Annotated in this window: 14 protein-coding genes; 5 read left to right on the top strand and 9 right to left on the bottom strand. The window is 64.8% G+C overall.

Features of this window, described 5'->3' with window-relative positions; all coding sequences use genetic code 11:
* Position 1: 1 nt before the first annotated feature.
* The 5 genes from fdhF (at position 2) to proX (ending at position 7,071) form a co-directional block, all read left to right on the top strand.
* Positions 2 to 2,884 carry a formate dehydrogenase subunit alpha gene (gene fdhF / locus V2L18_RS08310; RefSeq protein WP_336177647.1) on the top strand — a complete coding sequence of 961 codons (2,883 nt, stop codon included), beginning with the start codon at positions 2 to 4 and terminating at the stop codon, positions 2,882 to 2,884.
* A 148-nt stretch (positions 2,885 to 3,032) separates the two neighbouring features.
* Positions 3,033 to 3,257, top strand: coding sequence for a formate dehydrogenase subunit delta (locus tag V2L18_RS08305; protein ID WP_336177646.1), 225 nt, complete (start codon positions 3,033 to 3,035; stop codon positions 3,255 to 3,257).
* Between the two features lie 544 nt (positions 3,258 to 3,801).
* A complete protein-coding gene (locus V2L18_RS08300) occupies positions 3,802 to 5,034 on the top strand; it encodes a glycine betaine/L-proline ABC transporter ATP-binding protein (protein WP_336177645.1) in 1,233 nt (410 codons plus the stop codon).
* A complete protein-coding gene (locus V2L18_RS08295; protein WP_336177644.1) occupies positions 5,031 to 5,963 on the top strand; it encodes a proline/glycine betaine ABC transporter permease in 933 nt (310 codons plus the stop codon). Before V2L18_RS08300 ends, V2L18_RS08295 begins: the two co-directional genes overlap by 4 nt.
* A 103-nt stretch (positions 5,964 to 6,066) precedes the next feature.
* Positions 6,067 to 7,071 carry a glycine betaine/L-proline ABC transporter substrate-binding protein ProX gene (gene proX / locus V2L18_RS08290; RefSeq protein WP_336177642.1) on the top strand — a complete coding sequence of 335 codons (1,005 nt, stop codon included), beginning with the start codon at positions 6,067 to 6,069 and terminating at the stop codon, positions 7,069 to 7,071.
* A 112-nt stretch (positions 7,072 to 7,183) separates the two neighbouring features.
* On the opposite strand, the gene V2L18_RS08285 is transcribed toward proX, so the two are convergent.
* From V2L18_RS08285 to V2L18_RS08245, 9 genes are all read right to left on the bottom strand, one after another.
* On the bottom strand, positions 7,184 to 8,290 hold the full coding sequence (locus V2L18_RS08285; RefSeq protein ID WP_336177640.1) for a 2Fe-2S iron-sulfur cluster-binding protein: 1,107 nt from the start codon (positions 8,288 to 8,290) through the stop codon (positions 7,184 to 7,186).
* Positions 8,291 to 8,362: 72 nt separating this feature from the next.
* The gene (locus V2L18_RS08280) at positions 8,363 to 9,649 is read right to left on the bottom strand and encodes an aromatic ring-hydroxylating dioxygenase subunit alpha (RefSeq protein WP_336177639.1); all 1,287 of its coding nucleotides are present in this window, start codon (positions 9,647 to 9,649) and stop codon (positions 8,363 to 8,365) included.
* A gap of 219 nt (positions 9,650 to 9,868) precedes the next feature.
* Positions 9,869 to 10,669, bottom strand: a complete 801-nt coding sequence (locus V2L18_RS08275) for an electron transfer flavoprotein subunit beta (protein WP_336177637.1) — start codon at positions 10,667 to 10,669, stop codon at positions 9,869 to 9,871.
* Positions 10,666 to 11,880, bottom strand: a complete 1,215-nt coding sequence (locus tag V2L18_RS08270) for an electron transfer flavoprotein subunit alpha/FixB family protein (protein WP_336177636.1) — start codon at positions 11,878 to 11,880, stop codon at positions 10,666 to 10,668. The genes V2L18_RS08275 and V2L18_RS08270 overlap by 4 nt, the downstream gene beginning before the upstream one ends.
* Positions 11,877 to 13,757 carry a DUF3483 domain-containing protein gene (locus V2L18_RS08265; protein WP_336177634.1) on the bottom strand — a complete coding sequence of 627 codons (1,881 nt, stop codon included), beginning with the start codon at positions 13,755 to 13,757 and terminating at the stop codon, positions 11,877 to 11,879. Before V2L18_RS08265 ends, V2L18_RS08270 begins: the two co-directional genes overlap by 4 nt.
* A 4-nt stretch (positions 13,758 to 13,761) precedes the next feature.
* Positions 13,762 to 15,813 carry an NADH:flavin oxidoreductase gene (locus V2L18_RS08260; protein WP_336177632.1) on the bottom strand — a complete coding sequence of 684 codons (2,052 nt, stop codon included), beginning with the start codon at positions 15,811 to 15,813 and terminating at the stop codon, positions 13,762 to 13,764.
* A 100-nt stretch (positions 15,814 to 15,913) separates the two neighbouring features.
* Complete coding sequence (locus V2L18_RS08255; RefSeq protein ID WP_336177630.1) at positions 15,914 to 16,519, bottom strand: sarcosine oxidase subunit gamma family protein; 606 nt, start codon at positions 16,517 to 16,519, stop codon at positions 15,914 to 15,916.
* Positions 16,512 to 19,520: a sarcosine oxidase subunit alpha gene (locus V2L18_RS08250; RefSeq protein ID WP_336177628.1), complete on the bottom strand. Its 3,009-nt coding sequence runs from the start codon at positions 19,518 to 19,520 to the stop codon at positions 16,512 to 16,514. The genes V2L18_RS08255 and V2L18_RS08250 overlap by 8 nt, the downstream gene beginning before the upstream one ends.
* Positions 19,520 to 19,801 carry a sarcosine oxidase subunit delta gene (locus tag V2L18_RS08245; RefSeq protein WP_336177626.1) on the bottom strand — a complete coding sequence of 94 codons (282 nt, stop codon included), beginning with the start codon at positions 19,799 to 19,801 and terminating at the stop codon, positions 19,520 to 19,522. The genes V2L18_RS08250 and V2L18_RS08245 overlap by 1 nt, the downstream gene beginning before the upstream one ends.
* Between the last annotated feature and the right edge of the window lie 58 nt (positions 19,802 to 19,859).

Raw genomic sequence — 19,859 nt, 5'->3', positions numbered from 1 at the left:
CATGAAACTCATTCAGGAACCCGATTTCGGAACCCCGGCCGTCAAAGCCGAAAAAACCGTCACGCTGACGATCGACGGCTTCGCGGTCACCGTGCCCGAGGGCACGTCCATCATGCGTGCGGCGGCGGAGGCCGGCATCGCGATCCCGAAGCTTTGCGCCACTGATCTGGTGAAATCCTTCGGCTCCTGCCGGCTTTGCCTTGTCGAGATCGACGGCCGGCGCGGCACGCCGTCCTCCTGCACCACGCCGGCGGCCGACGGTCTGGTCGTTCACACCCAAACGGACAGACTGAAGAAACTGCGCCGCGGCGTGATGGAGCTCTATATCTCCGACCACCCGCTCGATTGCCTGACCTGTGCGGCCAACGGCGATTGCGAGTTGCAGGACATGGCGGGCGCCGTGGGCCTGCGCGACGTGCGCTACGGCTATGACGGGGAGAACCACGTCAAACCCAAAGCTTCCGACGGCACCGACAATTTCCGCTGGATGGCGAAGGACGAGACCAACCCGTACTTCACCTACGACCCGTCGAAGTGCATCGTCTGCTCGCGTTGCGTGCGCGCCTGCGAGGAGGTGCAGGGCACCTTCGCGCTGACCATCGAAGGCCGGGGCTTTGACTCCCGCGTTTCGCCAGGCGCGCATGAGAGCTTCCTCGGGTCCGAATGCGTGTCGTGCGGCGCCTGCGTCCAGGCCTGCCCGACGGGAACGCTTCAGGAAAAGTCGATCATCGAGATCGGCCAGCCGGAACATTCCGTCGTCACCACCTGCGCCTATTGCGGCGTCGGCTGCTCCTTCAAGGCGGAGATGCGCGGCGATGAGTTGGTCCGCATGGTTCCTTTCAAGGACGGCAAGGCCAATCACGGCCATTCCTGCGTCAAGGGGCGCTTCGCCTACGGCTACGCCAACCACGGCGACCGCATCCTCAACCCGATGATCCGCGAGAAGACCTCCGATCCCTGGCGCGAGGTCACTTGGGAAGAGGCACTTGCCCATGTGGCGAGCGAGTTCCGCCGCCTGCAGCATCAGCACGGCCGCGAGAGCATCGGAGTGATCACGTCCTCGCGCTGCACCAACGAGGAGACCTTCCTCGTCCAGAAACTCGCCCGCGCCGTCTTCGGCAACAACAACACCGACACCTGCGCCCGCGTCTGCCATTCGCCCACCGGCTACGGCCTTGGCCAGACCTTCGGAACCTCGGCCGGCACACAGGACTTCGATAGCGTCGAGCAATCCGACGTGATCCTGGTGATCGGCGCCAACCCGACCGATGGACACCCGGTGTTCGGCTCCCGGCTCAAGAAGCGCATCCGGCAGGGTGCGAAGCTCATCGTCATCGACCCGCGCCGCATCGATCTGGTGCGCACGCCCCACGTGGAGGCGGCCCACCACCTGCCGCTGAGGCCCGGCACCAACGTCGCCGTGCTGACGTCGCTTGCCCATGTGATCGTGACCGAAAAGCTCTACGACGAAGCCTTCATCCGCGAGCGCTGCGACTGGGACGAGTTTCAGGACTGGGCCGAATTCGTTTCGCAGCCTCAGAACAGCCCCGAACAAGTCGGAGCGCTTTCGGGTGTCGATCCGGACGAGATCCGGGGCGCCGCCCGGCTTTATGCCACCGGCGGCAATGCTGCGATCTACTACGGCCTCGGCGTCACGGAGCACAGCCAGGGCTCCACCACCGTCATGGCGATTGCGAACCTCGCCATGGCGACCGGGAATCTCGGCCGTCCCGGCGTCGGCGTGAACCCGCTGCGCGGCCAGAACAACGTGCAAGGGTCCTGCGACATGGGCTCTTTCCCGCACGAGTTCCCGGGCTATCGTCACGTTTCCACCGACAACGTGCGCGACAGTTTCGAGAAGATCTGGGGCGTCCCTCTTAGCGACGAGCCGGGCCTGCGCATCAACAACATGCTGGATGCGGCCGTCGACGGCTCCTTCAAGGGGATCTACATCCAGGGCGAGGACATTCTCCAGTCCGATCCCGACACGCATCATGTCGCGGCCGGGCTCGCGGCGATGGAATGCGTCGTCGTGCATGACCTGTTCCTGAACGAGACCGCCAACTACGCCCACGTCTTCCTGCCCGGCTCCACCTTCCTCGAAAAGGACGGTACATTCACCAACGCCGAGCGCCGCATCAACCGCGTGCGCAAGGTCATGGCGCCGAAGGCCGGCTATGCCGACTGGGAGGTGACGCAGGCAATCGCGAATGCCATGGGGGCCGGCTGGTCCTACACCGACCCAAGCCAGATCATGGCGGAGATCGCCCAGACCACGCCGAGCTTTGCGAACGTGACCTATGAGCTTCTGGATGAAAAAGGTTCCATCCAGTGGCCATGCAACCACAAGGCGCCGGAAGGCACGCCGATCATGCATGTGGGCGGGTTCGTGCGCGGCAAGGGCAAGTTCATCCGCACCGAATATGTGGCAACCGACGAGCGCACCGGCCCGCGTTTCCCGCTGCTGCTGACGACCGGCCGCATCCTCTCGCAATACAATGTCGGCGCCCAGACGCGGCGCACCGCCAATTCCGTCTGGCACGAGGAAGACCGGCTGGAAATCAATCCGATCGACGCGGAGGTGCGCGGCGTGAAGGATGGCGACTGGGTCCGCATCGCCAGCCGCGCCGGCGAAACCAGCCTGCGCGCGCTGATCACCGACCGGGTGGCGCCGGGCGTCGTCTACACCACGTTCCACCACCCCGCTACGCAGGCGAACGTCGTCACCACCGACTATTCCGACTGGGCGACGAGTTGCCCGGAATACAAGGTCACCGCAGTGCAGATCTCACCGTCGAACGGCCCGACCGAATGGCAGCTCGAATACGAAGACCAGGCACGCCAGGCGCGCAGGATTGTGACGAGCGTCGACGCTGCCGAATAGCACTTCGCTATCGATCTTTCCGGCCGGGCGGCTCCGTCCGGCCGGAAAAGCTGCCTCCGCGACCGCGCGCCCGGACAGGTTTTGCGGTGAGACACGAACCGTCGTCGGGGCCAAACGGTCCATCGGTCATCATTGAGGGAATCCGTCCATGTCGGCTGCAAAGCTCGTCTACAAGGCAAACCAGATCGCGACTTTTTTCCAGTCACAGTCTCCCGACGAGGCCGCTTCCGGCGTCGCCACGCACATCAACAAGTTCTGGGATCCCCGGATGCGGCGCCAGCTCGCGGAAATCCTCCGGCAGGAGGATAGCGGTCTGAAACCTCTTGTCGTCGAAGCGGCAAAAGACATCCATTTCCCCGAAAACGCCGCCTGAACCTCCCGCGCGACCAGTCCCCGTCCTTCGCACGCGCCTTTTCAAAAAATACGGAACCAAACCGTGTGGTAGCGCGTTCCATCCAGCGATGGATATGCGTTGTATGCGTGTGTGACTGAGGTTGGGGGTGCCGACCGATTGTACATCCGTCCGAACCTTGGGGCGGTTTTCGCGACCGCCCGGGGCAGATGGATCGTGCAGCCTTGCGAGAGAGATTATCGGGACGAAATGACTTCGATCGACAATATAGCTGAAATTCGATCGTAATTATTTCGCTACGTTAGATTGATTTCCGTCAGTCCCCTCCGCCTACATGCCATGTCTACCATGCCGGACGGAATCGATAAGACCCATCCGTACGCGCGGCAATGTGGGGAGCGAAAAATGGATATCTTTCGCTCCAGTATTCAGAGATGCGGCGGAAATTCCGTTGATCGATGACGTGAATCTAGGCATGAAGCCACATCCAAATAAGAACTCAACCGCCGCTGATGCATGAGCATTGGCGGTTCCATTTTCAGTCCAAGCACGCTACTGAGAGGATATGACAGCAAAACTGATCGTCAAGAAACTCTCCAAGCTCTTCAATGATGAGAAGGGCGAGGGGTTGCAACGTCTCAAACGCGGTGAAACGAAAGAGCAAATCTTTCGGGAAACGGGCGTTGTCGTAGGCGTAAACGATGTCAGCTTCGAGGTTCAGGAAGGCGAGATCTTCGTCATCATGGGCCTGTCAGGTTCGGGCAAGTCCACCTTGGTGCGCATGCTCAACGGCCTGATTCCGCCGACATCAGGTGAGATCTGGATCGACAAGGACGATGTCGCGTCCTGCGGCATGGCCCGCCTACGCGAAGTCCGGCGCAAAAAGATCACGATGGTCTTCCAGCATTTCGCCCTCTTCCCGCACAAGACCGTCGGCGAGAACGTTGCCTACGGCCTTAAGATGAAGGGTGCCGGCAAGCAGGAACGCCGCGAGGCGGCGATCGAAGCCTTGTCGAAGGTGGGTCTGCAGGATCATGCCGACAGCCTGCCCAGCGAACTTTCCGGTGGCATGCAGCAGCGCGTGGGACTTGCCCGCGGCCTTGCGACCGACCCGCAGATCCTTCTCATGGACGAACCGTTCGGAGCTCTCGACCCGTTGATCCGGCGCGAGATGCAGGAAGAGCTGATCGTTCTTCAGAAGGAACTGAAGAAGACCATCATCTTCATCACTCACGATCTCAACGAGGCGCTGCTGCTCGGCGACCGTATTGCCATCATGAAGGACGGCTCCTTCGTGCAGGTCGGCACTGCTCAGGACATCGTCTCGCAGCCGGCGGACGACTACGTGCGCGCCTTCGTCGCCGACATCGACAGGAGCCGGGTCTATACCGCCTCCGACATTGCCCTGGAGGCGCACAAGATCTCGCCGAAGGCCACCGTCGCCGACGCTCTGAAGGTGATGCTCATCAACGACGTCGACACCATCCACGTGGTCAAGGACGGCGCCGCGGCGGGCTACATCACCCGTCAGGATGCCAACGATGCGCCTCCGGGCACGCTTGTCTCCAAGCTGATGAAACCGGAGCCGCCATCGGTCAGCGGCGATGCCTACCTCAACGAGCTCTATGGCCCCGCCCAGAGCGGCGTGCCGGTTGCCGTCACCGACGAGGAGGGCAAGCTCGTCGGCGTCGTCACACAGGAGAGCATCTTCGAGCATCTTGTCGGCGACGAGGATCCCGAAGCCTCCGAAAACGCGGCGAACGACGAAGAACAACAAGAAGAAGGGAGGCCGCAATGATCGCTCCGCATGACCTGCTTGTCATTCCGTTCGACGACTGGGTGAACACCTTCGTCCGCGGTTTTCTCGTCCCCAACTTCCGCCCGTTCTTCCGCGCGCTTCAGGTGCCGGTCAACGAGGTGCTGAATGCCCTCGACGCGTTCTTCGCCTGGGTGCCCATGCTGGTGACGACCCTGGTCTTCGCACTCATGTCGTGGCGCATTGTCGGTCGCGGCATGGCGATCCTGACCATCGTCGGCTTCGTCTTCATCGACTTCATCGAACTGTGGCCGGAAACCATGACCACGCTGTCGATGATCATTACGTCGGTGCTGTTCTGCACGATCATCGGCGTGCCGACGGGCATTCTCGTCGCCCGCAACGACATTGCATGGAAGGTCATCCGGCCGATCCTCGACATCATGCAGACGGTGCCGAGCTTCGTTTACCTGGTGCCGATCGTAATGCTGTTCGGTGTCGGCATGGCGCCGGGCATCATCGCAACGATCATCTTCGCTCTGCCGCCGATCATCCGCATGACCAACCTCGGCATCCGCAATGTGCGCGGCGACCTGATCGAGGCGGCCGAAGCCTTCGGCTCCACGCCATGGCAGATGCTGTGGGAAGTGCAGATCCCGCTGGCCATGCGCACCATCATGGCGGGTCTGAACCAGACCCTGATGCTGGCGCTTTCCATGGTCGTCATCGCTGCGCTCATCGGCGCGGGCGGGCTTGGCCTTGTCGTCAATACCGGCCTTGGACGGCTGGACGTCGGCGGCGCGACGGCCGGCGGCGTCGGCATCGTCATTCTGGCGATCGTCCTCGATCGGCTCACGCAAGGGCTGGCGGAACCGCGCACGGGCATGTCCCTGCGCGAGGCTCTGCTGACCTTCTTCCGCGGCCAGGACACGGCGAAAGCCGAAACGGCCGCCACGAACAAGGCGGCCTGACCGGCCGTCTGTCGTGCCGGGCCGCACGCGGCCCGGCTTCGCAAAGGAGGCCGGCCTGCCAGGGTAACCGGCCTCTCACATCGTTCCAAAGACGGAGAGACATATGCCTCATCTATTGCGTTCCCTGACAGCCGCAGCCGTATTCGCCGTCGCGCTCTCGCCGATGGCCGGTTCGGCCCAGGAGCAGCCCGGCGAAGGTGTCACCGTGAAAATGGCACAGGCCACCTGGGATACCGGCTGGTTCCATTCCGAGATCTACAGCCAGCTCCTCCAGAAGCTCGGCTACAAGGTTCAGGGCCCGACGACACTCGACGCGCCTGCCTTCTACCAGTCCGTCGCCCAGGGCGACATGGACCTCTGGGTCAACGGCTGGTTCCCGCTGCATAACACCTACAAGTCCACCATCGACCAAGGTGCCGAGATCGTCGGCGCCGTGGCCAAGGGCGGCGCCTTGCAGGGCTTCCTGGTCGACAAGGCGGCGATCGACGAGTTCGGCATCAAGTCGCTGGAAGACTTCAAGCGCGACGAGGTGAAGAAGGCGTTCGACCGCAACGGCGACGGCAAGGCCGATCTGGTCGCCTGCCCCCCGGGCTGGGGCTGCGAGGTCCGCATTGCGGATATCATGAAGGAGTTGAAGCTTGGCGACTCCATCAACCCGATCAAGGCCGGCTACTCGGCGTCCATGGCCGATGCCATCGCGGCCTACCAGAGCGGCGAGCACGTCCTGTTCTACACCTGGACGCCGAACTGGACGGTGAACGAGCTGAAGCCGGGCAAGGATGTCATGTGGATCGAAGCGACCACGAACAAGGACATCAAGATGCCGAAGCCGGCCACGGGCCTGAAGACCTGCGTCGCCGACCCCTGCACGATGGGCTTCCAGGCCAACGACATCGTGCCGGTCGCCAACACCGCGTTCCTCGACAAGAACCCGGCCGTGCGCAAGCTGCTTGAGGAAGTCTCCATCCCGCTGCCGGACATCTATGCGCAGAATTCGGCCATGAACAAGGGCGACGACGACGTCAAGGCCCAGGCCGCTGCCTGGATCGAGAAGCACAAGGACGAGGTCGACGGCTGGCTCAAGGACGCCCGCGCGGCGGCGAAGTAAGTCACGGACCGAGACCCATTCTGGAAAAGTCAGGACCGGGCGCCAACAGGCGCCCGGTCTTTTTGTTTCGCGGGTTGATGAAGGTGGCCGCTGCGCGACATCAAGCCGTCATCTACCGGTCGATCACAACATCGGAGGTCGGCTTGGAGCAACACAACAGGATCTGGCCTTGATCGATCTCCCGCTGGCGGATGCCGCCGCCGTGCGTCATGTCGACGGAACCGGAGACCATGTGGCTCTTGCAGCTTCCGCAAAGCCCGCGGGCACATGACGACGGCAGTCTGAGGCCGGCCGCCCGCGCCGCATTCAGGATCGTCATGTCGGGGCTGCATTCCAACACATGCCCGCTCCGGGCGAGTTCCACCCGAAAGACAGCGGGCGCGGCGGCGGCGTCCATCACCGGAATCGCGAACGGCTCGTCCTCCTCCAGGACAGCGAAGTCGAAGCTCTCCTGATGATAGCGCTCCATGTCGTAGCCGAGCTCGACGAGCATGGTCCTGACCGCTTCCATGAACGGTTCCGGCCCGCAGCAATAGACTTCGCGCTCATCGAGATCGGGGGCAATGAGCTGCAGCATGACGCTCGACAATCTGCCGGTCAGCCCGGGCCAGCTCTTTTCCTCAGACAGGCTCTCGCAGATGAGTGCGAGCCGCAGTCCCTCCTGCTGGCGCGCCATCATGTCGAGCTCCTGCCGGAAGATGATGTCGCGCGGACTTCTGGCCGCATGCACGAAAATAACGTCCCGATCGTCGCCGAGATCCGCCGTCGTGCGCGCCATCGACATCAGCGGCGTGATACCGCTGCCGGCTGAGAGCAGCAGCCATTTCCGGTGAGGCGAAAGGTCCGGCACGAATTCGCCCATCGGCCCGGTCGCGCGGATTTCCGTGCCGGGTTTGAGATTGTCGTGCAACCAGTTCGACCCCGGCCCGCCCGGCACCCGCTTCACCGTTATCGCCACGCGGAAGGGCCGCGCGGCGGAGGCCGAAATCGTGTAGCAGCGCTGGATCGTTCCGCCCTCCAGCGGCAGGTCGAACGTCAGAAACTGGCCGGGCCGGAACCGGAATTGGCATGGATAGCGAGCGGAAAAGACCAAGGTCTTGACGTCGTGCGTCTCCTCTCGGACGTGCCGGCAGATGAGGACGTCGTCGAAATCCGGGTTCCATTCCGGCAGGACGGTGTCGAATTCCATTGTCTGCAACGGCGGAGACTGCAAAAGCATGGTTGCCCGATCCTTCTGTCTGCGACCTGGGGCGCTTTTCCGGCTTCTGTTGCGAAGCCAATGCGCTCATCATCACTCTGCCGCAGCGGCTCCGGCCAGCGGCTGCTGAGTTGCCTCGAGGTGCACCGACATCCTGTCGACGTACCATTTGCAGAATTTCTCCACCAACCCCTCGGTAAAGGGCGAGTAGGGGCCGGGTTCGTAGGCCGGTTCCGTGACGCCCTTGTGCGTCAGCGCCACCAGATCGGCATCCTGCTGGTTGGTCGCGGTCCAGACCCGGATGAGATTTTCCAGATCATAATCGCGCCCTTCGGCTGCGTCCTTGTGAACCAGCCATTTCGTGCGCACCAGCGTGCGGTCGGGCGCAAGCGGCATCACCATGAAGGTCACCGCGTGATCGGCCATGAAGTGATGCCAGGAGTTGGGCTGCGTCCAGAAGGACAGCGCGCCGAGGTCGGCCTGCGTGAAGTCGGCCATCAGCTTGCCGCATGCCCGGCGGGTATCGAGGGTGTGGGACTCGCCCGCCCCCGTCAGCGCCAGCCGCTCTGCTCGAAAGCCCGTCGCGTTCAGCAGTTCCTCACGCTCGACGGAAGGCAGCCCCATTCCCGTCCAGCGCGCGCAGGCCGCCGTCTGCACGCCCTCATAGGCCTTCGCGTCGGCCCGGTGGAACGCGTCGAGTTCATCGGGCGCGAAGCCGAAGCCGTATGCCTGCAGCGGGATGGTCAGTTCGGGATGGTTGCCCGCGCAGTGATAGCATTCGCGGTTGTTCTCCATCGTCAGCTTCCAGTTGCCCTCCTCGATGAGCTCGTAGGTATAGGCGACCTTGGAATTGGCGATGTCGTGCGGGGCGAGATAGGGCGTCATCACCTCGGCCATGTGGTCGAAGTCGCCGGGCACATCGTCCGCAAGACAGATGAAGATGAGCCCCGCGAGGCTGCGCAGGGGGATGGACTTCAACCCATGGCACGAGGCGTCGAAATCGCCGCCCATGTGCTCGGCGAAAAGCAGCGCGCCGGTCTCCGAATAGGTCCATCCATGGTACCGGCAGACGATATTGCCGATGGTCGCCTTGTCACTGGTGACGAGCCGCGCCCCGCGATGGCGACAGACATTGTGAAAGGCCCGGATTTCCATGTCTTCACCGCGCAGGATGAGCACGGAGCTGGCGCCCACGTCCACAGTCATGCAGTCGCCCGGTTCCGGCACGTCCGGCTCCACCCCGACAAAGATCCAATGGCGATGGAAGATCAGATCCACGTCCAGATCGAAGACATCGGTCCGCGTGTAAAGCGGCGCTTCCAGGCTGTAGCCCGGCCTGCGCCTTTGCAGCAATTCCTCGACCATTGGATGGATCGCCATGTTGAACGCTCCCTGACGCCCGGGAATCCGAACTGCGACCGATTGTCATCCTCGTCGATCGGCACCGGTTATTCATTTGCGACAGAGAATTTTCTGGAACCGACAAGTTTCGATGCCGATACCCGTGGCGATCACCGTTCGCACGCGGCAATGGCGCTGGCGCGCCCTGTGCCCATTTGCGGCGCGGAGATCACGACGCAAAGCCCGGCGGCGCAACGCTCAGCCGCCTTCCTCCTTGCTGCCGCGAGCCTGCAAGATGCGCTTTTCGATCAGATAGTCGTAGATGGCCTTGGCCGCATCCTCGGGCGAAGGGTGCACGAGCAGGTGTCCCTCACCCGCTTTCACCTCCGTCAACGCCTTCATCCGTTCCGCCGCCGAGACGCCTGAAGCCAACGCCATCCGCTTCGGCAGCGCCCGCCATGGCCGCGTCTCGCAGGCCGCGAGATACGCATCTTCGCAAACCTTCGCCGGGTGCACGGCGATCCGGCCGCGCCGGGATCTGGCAAAGGCCGGCGCCCGCGCTGGGTATGCTGCGGCGTTGACGGCGACAACCGCTGGCAGGACGACCGTAACCTCTCGTCGGCGCCCGCGCGGCAGGGCCTGCACCACCCTCGCCCCGACTTCCGCGCACGCAATTGCGGCGGCATCGCAGACGACCGCATATTCCAGTGTCTCCGCGATCAGATAGGGCACCATGCCGCTGCCCTCACCCGCTTCGGCCCGCATGCCGCACAACACGAGATCGAACCGCCCAGCGCGCAGGAACCCGGCCAGCGCCGATACAGGATCGTGCCCCGGCGCCACATCGAGAACATCCAGCGTTTCGATTCCCATGCCGAGATAGTCGCGCAAGGCTTCGTTTGCCGGGTCACCGGCATGGACGGCTCTGACCTCAGCGTCCGGCATCCCCCGCGCCAGATCCAGCGCCAGTTCGAGAGCCCGCGCGTCGAGGCCTGCCCTCCGCGAGCGCCCGCTCGCAGGATGCTTTCCGAGCGAGAGAAGCACCGCGACCCTGGTCATCGCACCCGTCCTCTCCGCTCCGCCAGGAGGCGAACGAGCGCCGGCATTACCTTCTGCGCATCCGCGATGATGGCGAGATCGGCCCGCTTGATCATTTCCGCATGAAGGTCTGTGTTGACCGCGACCACATGGGCAACGCGCGCAATCCCCTGAAGATGTTGCGCCGCACCGGAGATACCGAGTGCGAAATAGCAGCCCGCTGTCACCAGCGTTCCCGAAGCGCCAACCTGGCGTTCGCGCGGCAGATGGCCCTGATCGCAGACGACCCGGCTGCCCGCCCGCGTTGCCCCGAGCGCGGCGGCAAGCTCCGCAAACGCCTGCCAGTCGGTGACCCCGTTGCCGCCGCTCAGCAGGAAATCAGCTTCCGCCAATGGGATCGCATCCGGATCGACGGGCAAAGGCAGGGCGGAGACAATCCGGCGTTCCGGAACGACAGGAGCAAGAGCATCGAGCGGCCGCCCCTCGTGCGGCGGCCCGACATGGGGGGCAAAGGCGTCGGGCATGATCGAGATGAGGCGCGGCGGGCTTGCCAATTGCGCCGGCCCGTTTCCCGCCATCCGCCGCAGCACCCGCATCCCCCCCTCGGCGCAGGGCTCCAGCGCCTCGACGCCCGGGAAAAGCCGCTCGCCGAGCCGAGCTCCCACCCGACGCGCGATATCGCCGCCCTCCGGCGTCTCGGAAAACAGCACGTGGCGTGGTGAAATCACGGAAATCGCGTCGATTATCCCTGCGACCCGGTGTTCAGGATCATAACCGCCCGGATCGCTTGTCGCGAGCGTGAGCACCCTGTCGGCCCCTGCCGGCCCGTAATCGCCGTCGCCGTCGCCCAGCACGCAGACAGCGCCGTTGCCCCTATCGGCAAGCAGCCGCGCCGCCGCGAGCAGTTGCCGCCCGGTCTCTCCCAATTCGCCATCGCTTCCCGCTTCCGGAACGACAAGCACATAAAAGGCGGGTTCGGCGACAATGCTGACCGTCTCAGCGGGCGCACACGCGGCCATATCCGTCCGGCCCGCGTGAGGCGTGATACCGCCCTTCCACGCGATCCTGAGGCGCGGCGCGGTCGTGACGGTTGCGGCAAGCCGCAACGCCCTTGGCGCGCGACGCGGACGCGCGCCCTTTGACTTGGCGATGGAGAGCACAAAACGAAGTCGCCCGTGCCCCGCCAGCCTGCATGCCTCGCGCTCCCCCCTCGGATCGCGGCGCACTCTCATCGCACCGCCTCCAGCACCAGTTCCGATATTTCCTTCACCTGCGGGCGCGCCCCGACGACACCTTCCAGCATCACGGTGCAGTTGGGACAGGCGACAGCGACACAGGCTGCCCCGGTCTGCCGCGCCTCGTCCATCCGCACATCCGGGATCCGGCGCTCGCCCACCACATCGGCAACGGGCGCGCCGCCTCCGCCCCCGCAGCAGCGCGAAAAGAGCCCCGAATGCTCCATTTCCCGCAGCTCCACGCCAAGCGCATCGAGCAGCCGTCGCGGAGCGTGGATCTCGCCGTTGTAGCGCCCGAGATAGCAGGGATCGTGATAGGTGAGCGTTTCAGAAAGCGGCTTCAGATCGAACGCCCCGCTTTCCACCAATTCCAGCAGCAACGCCGTGTGATGGACAACCTCAAACGCACCGCCGAAGGCCGAGTATTCGTTTCTGAACACATGCAGCGCATGCGGATCCATCGTCGCGATACGACGGAAGCGGACCGCCCCAAGCATAGCGATGTTGCGGCGGGCAAGATCCTGGAACGTCGCTTCGTCGCCGAGCCGCCGGGCGAGATCGCCGCAATCGAGTTCGTCCGCGCCCAGCACGGCGAAATCGATGCCAGCCTTCCGCAGGAGCCGGATGAGCGCCCTGAGCGAGCGCTGCCCGCGCAGGTCAAAGGCCGCATCGCCGAGCCAGAGCAGAACGTCGAAGTTGTCGCGCTCGCGCGCCAGCGGCAGGGCGAGGTCCGACGCCCAGTCGATGCGGCGCACAGCAGGAAGACCGCCGGGATTGTCCGCGATGCGCAGTTCCTCCAGAACGGCTGGTGCCTTGCCAGGGGCGGCGCCCTTTTCCAGGATTTCGAACCGCCGCAGATCGACAATCGCATCCACATGCTCGATCATCATTGGACAGGCCTCGACACAGGCCCGGCAGGTGGTGCAGGCCCAAAGCGTGTCGGGATGGATCGCGGCGTCCTCGCCAACCACGGGCAGATGCGGGCCGCTCACTCCCCCGGCCCCGCGCCCCGGATGGCCATGCCCAGCATAATCCGCCGCCCCCGCTTCCAGCGCCCCGACGAGATCCTGTATCAGCGCCTTGGGATTGAGCGGCAATCCGGCGGCATAGGCCGGGCACAGGCTTTCGCAACGCCCACATTGCACGCAGGCCTCGAAACCGAGAAGCCGGTTCCAGGCGAAGTCGAGCGGCACCTCTACGCCGAGTTTCGGTTCGTTGAGATTGAGCGGAGCGAGCGCGCTGTCGCGCTTGCGAAACCCATCGGAAAACCGTCCAGGCCGGGGATGGGCGACAAGATGCAAAGCGCCGTGAAGCGCGTGCTTCAAAGGCCCTCTCCCGACACCGAGCAGCAGATCCGCGCCGCCAAGCAGTCCGACACCAGCTAGCACCACCGTCACGCCATGCGGCAGCGCACCGCCCGCCACGCGATCAAGCGCCACGACCAGAAGCCCTGCCGCATAGGCGATGAGCGAAATCGGCAGCCGCGCGAAATTGCCCCCAGACAGCTCCCGCGGCCTCACGACAAGCCGCCGCCAGCCGACCATCAGCGCACCGGCCAGCATGAGGCCGAGCGCGACCGCCGCAATGCCCCACAGGACCGGCCCGCGAAACCATGGCACAATGGCGAGGACGAGCAGCGCCAGCGAGGCAAGGAAGCCGCCTGCCGTCAGCGCGTGGAACCGCGCATTGAATGGCCGGCGCCCGACCACGTCATGCACATCAACCAGATAGCGCCTCGGCAGCGCCTTGAGCCCGGCGAAGAGATCAACCTCCGCCCCTGCGCCGGCAAGCCACCGGCGCGAATGGCGTACCGCGACCGCCAAGGCCGCCACCAGCAGCGCCACCGTCAACCACCCGGCAAGAACCCCGGCCATGGCCTCAAAGATCCTTGCAGAGCCGGGCCGCGTCATAGATCGCGGCGTGAATGTTGCGACCCGCGACCGCATCGCCGAGCCGGAACAGCGCGAAACCGCCCGCCCCGTTCAGGCTCGCGACCGAGGGCTGCGGCCTGCCGGCGAGCAACGCATCCAGATCCACCTCTCCGCGATTGACGGACGTCTCCTTCAGGTCGTAGTAGAGCCCGTCGACCGGCAGCGTGCCGTATTCCACCACCACCTGATCGACCAGCCGCTCCTCCTCCTCCAGCGTGTATTCATTGCGCAGCACCGCAACGCGCTTGTTGCCTTCAGGATAGATTTCGATGAGCTGGAGGTTCGGCGACAGGATCACGCCCAGCCTGTAAAGCTCGCGCAGGTGGATCGGCTGGTTCGTGCCGCCAATCTCCTCTCCCACCATCCGGTCCAGCGTCGCGATCTCCACGAGCGCACCCTTTTTCGCGAGCACCTCCGCACACGAAGGCGCATGATGCTGGCCCGTGCCGTCATAGACGAGGATGCTCTCCGCCGGCTCCACCGCGCCTGTCAGCATTTCCCAGGTGGTGTGGGCAAGCTCCGCACCCGGGATCGAGCCTCGGTTCGCCGTCCCGCCGGCCGCGATCAGCACCACGTCCGGCGTCTCGGCGGATATGGCATCTGCCGTCGCCTCAAAGCCAAGACGGATATCGACGCCCTTCTTCTCCGCCTGTTGGGCGAGCCAGCGCGTGATGCCCGTCAGCGCCTCGCGCCACGTCGCCTTCGCCGCAATCGACACCTGCCCGCCCGGCGCAGCGTTTTTCTCGAAAAGCACCACATGATGCCCGCGCTCCGCCGACACTCGCGCGGCTTCGAGCCCCGCCGGTCCGCCGCCCACAACCACCACACGGCGCACCTTCTCCGCTTTCGCGATCACATGCGGCATGAAGGCTTCCCGCCCCGTCGCCGCGTTCTGGATGCACAGCGCGTCATTGCCGGCATAGATCCGGTCGATGCAGTAACCCGCGCCGACGCATTGCCGGATATCGTCGGCCCGCCCCTCCATCAGCTTCTTCACGAGGTGGGGATCGGCGATATGGGCCCGCGTCATCGCCACCATGTCGATATGGCCTTCCTCGATCGCGCGGGCGGCGGTCGCGAGATCGGTGATACGCTGGGCATGGAAGACGGGCACGCCCACTTCGCGCTTGATGGCACTGGCAAGCGCAAGGAAGGGCGCGACCGGAAACGACATGTTAGGCAGCGAGATCGCATGGGCGATGTGGTCGCGCGCCTGCCCGCCGATGAGATTGACGAAGTCGACCAACCCCCGCTCGGTGAGGGTGCGCGCGATCGTCAGGCAATCCTCATGGGAGAGCCCGTCGTCGATCAACTCGTCGCCCGACATGCGGATGCCGATGATGTAGTCGTCGCCCACCGCGGTCCGTGCCGCCTCCAGCACCTCAATGGAAAAGCGCATGCGGTTTTCCAGGCTTCCGCCGTACTTGTCCGTCCGCTTGTTGGTGGCCGGGCTCCAGAACTGGTCGATCAGGTGGCCGTGGGCGGCCGACAGCTCGCAACCGTCGAGCCCGCCCTCCTGGCAACGGCGAACGGCGGCGGCGAAATCGGCGATCACCCGGGCGATGTCGGTGTCCTCCATCTCCTTCGGAATGGACCGGCTTGCCGGTTCCCGTTCGCGCGAGGGCGAGACGGTCGCGAGCCAGTTCTCCGTGTCCCAGCGCGTTCGCCGCCCCATGTGGGTGAGCTGCACCATCAGCGCCGCGCCGTAGGAATGGATGCGGTCGGAGAATTCCTGGAAGAACGGCACAACCCCGTCGTCGGCGACCGACACCTGATTCCACGGCGTCGCCGGGCTGTCGGGCGAGACCGACGACGAGCCGCCGAACATGGTCAGCCCGATGCCGCCCTTCGCCTTTTCCTCGTGATAGAGCTGGTAGCGCTCCTGCGGCTTCCCGTCCTTGCCGTAAGAGGGCGCGTGGCTGGTACTCATGATCCGGTTGCGGATCGTGAGCCCCTTGATCGTCAACGGGCGCAGCAGGGCATCGTGGGGAGCGGACATCGGCGGCTTCCTTTCACGATCCGAGTTTGAAATCGCGGCCGGGCGGCTTCACATCCCTTTGCGACAAGTCTCACGCGAATTGCGACAGGACGTCGCATTTTCAGCCCCACTCGGCCATCGCGTCCTCAAGCCAGAGCCACGTGTATTCGGCAAAGGAGCGCCGGGGCAGAATGTCGAAGCTTGGCGCATCGTCGATCTGGGAAAGGATGATGCCCGAACGCGCCAGCAAGGTCTGCGCGCATTGCCCGGGCGCGAATTTCGAGGGATGAAGATCGAGCGAGCAGCCCTTGGCGAGAACGTCCCGCGCCGGCGCCCCGGAAAGCCGGAACAGCGCCCGGTTGCCGGTCACGTCCGTCACCGCGCAATGCTGGCCGGCAAGTGCCTCGATGAGGCTGACGGAAAGTCCCCCCTCCGCGCCCGGCGCGCTCAGCACCAGCCATTCGTCGGGCCCAAGCCAGAGGACGGAGATATCCCCACCCGTCGCAACCGTGTTCGCGGCCACCGGCAACCCGCAGCCGAGGACCTTGGCGGCCGCGCCGGCAAAGGCCGGATCGGAAGCCTTTCCGCGCAAGTTGATCTGCCCGGGCACGGGCATTTCGCGGAGGCTGAGCGGTCCAGCCTTCGCCTCGGCTTCCCGTCCCTGAAAGAGCCGCGAGAGCGCGCCGGCCCGCACGCCCGCATCCGCCGTCATCATCGCATCAGCCATTGAGACGCGCTCCCTCGCTGTCGAAAAACACCGGCTTCACCACCTTGCAGGCCAGCGTCTTGTCGCCGAGCGGCGCGTGAACCGTCGTGTCCTGCCGGCTCGCGCCGTCTGCGATCAGTGCCATCGCGATGGAGCGGCCGAGCGTCGCGCTCCAGTAGCTCGACGTCACGTGGCCCAGCATCGGCACCGGCGGCGTGCCGTCCGCTTCCACCGTGATCTGCGCGCCTTCGGGCAACACCTCTTCCGGGTCCTCGGTCAGAAGCCCGACGAGCTGCTTGCGGTCGGTACGCGCCGTGTCGGGCCGCGAGAACGAGCGCTTGCCGATAAAGTCAGGCTTCTTCTTCGAGACGATCCAGTCCATGCCGAGATCGAACGGCGTCACCGTGCCGTCGGTCTCCTGACCGACGATGATGAAGCCCTTTTCAGCGCGCAGAACATGCATGGTTTCCGTGCCGTAGGGCGTCAGACCGTGCTTTTCGCCCGCAGCAAAAATCGCCTCCCACAGGGCCATGCCCTGATAGGCAGGCACGTTGATCTCGTAGGAAAGCTCACCCGTGAAGCTGATCCGGTAAATGCGCGCCGCGAGCCCGGCGACGACAGCCTCCTTCATCGACATGAACGGGAAGGCCTCGTTGGAGAGATCGAGATCGGGTGCGAGTTTGCCCACCAGTTCCCGCGCCTTCGGCCCAGCGATCGAGGCGGTCGCCCAGTGTTCGGTCACCGAGGTGAGATACACCTTCAGGTCCGGCCATTCGGTCTGGAGATAGTCCTCCAGCCGGTCGAGCACGGCGGCGGCATTGCCCGTCGTCGTCGTCATCAGGAAGTGGTTTTCGCCAATCCGCGTGGTCACGCCGTCATCGAAGACCATGCCGTCTTCCTTGCACATGATCCCGTACCGGCACCGCCCGATGCCGAGCTTCGACCAGGCGTTGGTGTAGACTCGGTTCAGGAATTCCGCCGCATCCGACCCCTGGATATCGATCTTGCCGAGCGTCGAGGCATCGAGAATGCCGACGCCGTTCCTCACCGCCAGGCACTCGCGGTCGACCGCCTCGCGCATCGTCTCGCCCGCCTTCGGATAGAACCAGGGCCGCTTCCACTGCCCGACATCCTCGAACACCGCGCCGTTTGCCACGTGCCAGCCGTGCATCGGCGTGACACGGGCGACGTCCGACAATTCGCCCACGTCGCGCCCGGCCAGCGTGCCGTAGGTCACCGGCGTATAGGGCGGGCGGAACGTCGTCGTGCCGACGGACGGGATAGGGCTCGACAGCGTGCGCGACAGGATCGCCAGCGCGTTGACGTTCGATGTCTTGCCTTGATCGGTGCCCATGCCGGTGGTGGTATAGCGCTTCAGGTGCTCCACCGAGCGATAGCCCTCGCGCGAGGCGAGCATTATGTCGGCCGCCGTAACGTCGTTCTGCGCATCGACGAAGTGCTTGGCCTTGCCGTATCCGACCGGGTTCTTGCCCGGCACGATCCACAGCGCGTGGATCGGCGCGGCCTCCAGCGTCTCGACCTTCGGCAGGGCGCTTTCCTTCGCAGGCGTCAGCCCCACGGCTTCGACCGCCGCGCGCCCCGCCTTCGCACCTTCCTCCAACGCACCCGCCAGCGAAAACGTGCCGTTACACGCACCGGCGGACGCTTCCGCCTGAACCGAGACATTTGGCACGAAGCAGGCCTTCGCCTCGTCGTACCTGAGCTTGCCGCCCGACTGCGAGAGAAGGTGTACCGCCGGCGTCCAGCCGCCGGAAACGGCGACGAAGTCGCAGGCGATCCGCTTGACGGGCTCGCCGACCGTGTCGCCATCGGATGAAAGCGGCGCGATCTCGACCGCTCTCACGCGCTTTCCACCCTCAACACCCGCAATCGCCGAGCCGCAGATGATGCGCAGGCCTGCCGCCCGCGCCTTCTCCGCCACAGCGCCCGCGCCTTGTGGCCGCACATCGACGATGGCCTCGATCCGGCACCCGGCCTTCGCCAGATCGATTGCCGTCTCATAGGCGCTGTCGTTGTTGGTGAAGACGACGCCCGTGTGTCCCGGCTTGACGCCGTAACGGTTCACATAGGCGCGCACCGCGCCCGCCATCATGATGCCCGGCCGGTCGTTGTCGGCAAAGACAAGCGGGCGCTCGTGCGCACCGGTCGCCAGCACCACGCGCTTCGCCCTGACCTTCCACAGCCGCTGGCGCACGCCGCCCGTGCCGCGTCCCAGATGGTCGGTCCGACGTTCGGCCATAATCAGGTAATTGTGGTCGTAATAGCCGGTCACGGTCGTGCGCGGCAGCAGGCGCACCTCGGGAAAGGCGGTCAGCTCTGCCCGTATCTTCTCCACCCACGCCGAAGCCGGTGCGCCATCGATCTCCGGCGCATCACCCAGCAGCGAACCGCCGAATTCGGCCTGCTCGTCGGCGAGGATCACCCGCGCGCCGGCTTTTGCCGCCTCAAGCGCCGCCATCAGCCCGGCAGGTCCGGCACCGGCGATCAGCAAGTCGCAATGGGCATGCATCTTGTCGTAGGTGTCGGGATCGGCTTGTGTCGGCGCCCGCGCGCCGGCCGCCGCCCGGCGGATGATCGGCTCGTAGACCCGCATCCAGAAGCTCTTCGGATGCATGAAGGTCTTGTAGTAGAAGCCCGCGACAAAGAGCTTGGAAAAGAACCCGTTGATCGCGCCGATATCGAAATCGACGCTCGGCCAGGCGTTCTGGCTCGACGCGATCAGCCCGTCGTAAAGCTCCACCTGCGTCGCCCTGAGGTTCGGCTCGAAGTAGCCTCCTGTCTCAAGCTGCACGAGTGCGCTCGGCTCTTCGGCGCCTGCCGTGACGATGCCGCGCGGGCGGTGATACTTGAAGCTGCGCCCGACGAGATGCACCCCGTTCGCCAGCAGTGCCGAGGCGAGCGTATCGCCGGAAAATCCCTGATAACGCTTGCCGTTGAAGCGGAAGGTCATCGGCCGCGCCCGGTCGATGCGCCCGCCGGAGGACTTGCGAAACTCAGCCATCACTGCCCCTCCCCAACAGGCTCGCACGCGCCCGTGTAGACGCGGGCGATCCGGTAGCTCACCGTATCGCGCTCCACGTTGAACCAGCGCCGGCAGCCGGCGGCATGCACCCAGCGCTCCCTGTGCGCCCCCTTCGGATTGGAGCGCATGAACAGGAACTCCGCCCATTCGGCATCGGTGAGTTTCGACGGATCCTCAGGCCGCGCGATATGCGCCTCGCCGCCATAGGCGAACTCGATCTCGTCACGCGGCCCGCACCAGGGGCATTCGATCAGCAGCATGGCCGAGCCCCTTTCAGAGCGTTTTGATCGGCGGAAGAACACGCTCTGCTCCCTCCGC

It is taken from the genome of Breoghania sp. JC706, assembly GCF_037026715.1.
Lineage (GTDB): Bacteria > Pseudomonadota > Alphaproteobacteria > Rhizobiales > Stappiaceae > Breoghania.
This window is presented reverse-complemented; position numbering and strand designations above follow the sequence as displayed.

Excerpts from the sequence above, each read along its gene's own strand:
- fdhF (WP_336177647.1), top strand. The coding sequence starts at position 2 with ATGAAACTCATTCAGGAACCCGATTTCGGAACCCCGGCCGTCAAAGCC.
- V2L18_RS08305 (WP_336177646.1), top strand. The coding sequence starts at position 3,033 with ATGTCGGCTGCAAAGCTCGTCTACAAGGCAAACCAGATCGCGACTTTT.
- V2L18_RS08300 (WP_336177645.1), top strand. The coding sequence starts at position 3,802 with ATGACAGCAAAACTGATCGTCAAGAAACTCTCCAAGCTCTTCAATGAT.
- V2L18_RS08295 (WP_336177644.1), top strand. The coding sequence starts at position 5,031 with ATGATCGCTCCGCATGACCTGCTTGTCATTCCGTTCGACGACTGGGTG.
- proX (WP_336177642.1), top strand. The coding sequence starts at position 6,067 with ATGCCTCATCTATTGCGTTCCCTGACAGCCGCAGCCGTATTCGCCGTC.
- V2L18_RS08285 (WP_336177640.1), bottom strand. The coding sequence starts at position 8,290 with ATGCTTTTGCAGTCTCCGCCGTTGCAGACAATGGAATTCGACACCGTC.
- V2L18_RS08280 (WP_336177639.1), bottom strand. The coding sequence starts at position 9,649 with ATGGCGATCCATCCAATGGTCGAGGAATTGCTGCAAAGGCGCAGGCCG.
- V2L18_RS08275 (WP_336177637.1), bottom strand. The coding sequence starts at position 10,669 with ATGACCAGGGTCGCGGTGCTTCTCTCGCTCGGAAAGCATCCTGCGAGC.
- V2L18_RS08270 (WP_336177636.1), bottom strand. The coding sequence starts at position 11,880 with ATGAGAGTGCGCCGCGATCCGAGGGGGGAGCGCGAGGCATGCAGGCTG.
- V2L18_RS08265 (WP_336177634.1), bottom strand. The coding sequence starts at position 13,757 with ATGGCCGGGGTTCTTGCCGGGTGGTTGACGGTGGCGCTGCTGGTGGCG.
- V2L18_RS08260 (WP_336177632.1), bottom strand. The coding sequence starts at position 15,813 with ATGTCCGCTCCCCACGATGCCCTGCTGCGCCCGTTGACGATCAAGGGG.
- V2L18_RS08255 (WP_336177630.1), bottom strand. The coding sequence starts at position 16,519 with ATGGCTGATGCGATGATGACGGCGGATGCGGGCGTGCGGGCCGGCGCG.
- V2L18_RS08250 (WP_336177628.1), bottom strand. The coding sequence starts at position 19,520 with ATGGCTGAGTTTCGCAAGTCCTCCGGCGGGCGCATCGACCGGGCGCGG.
- V2L18_RS08245 (WP_336177626.1), bottom strand. The coding sequence starts at position 19,801 with ATGCTGCTGATCGAATGCCCCTGGTGCGGGCCGCGTGACGAGATCGAG.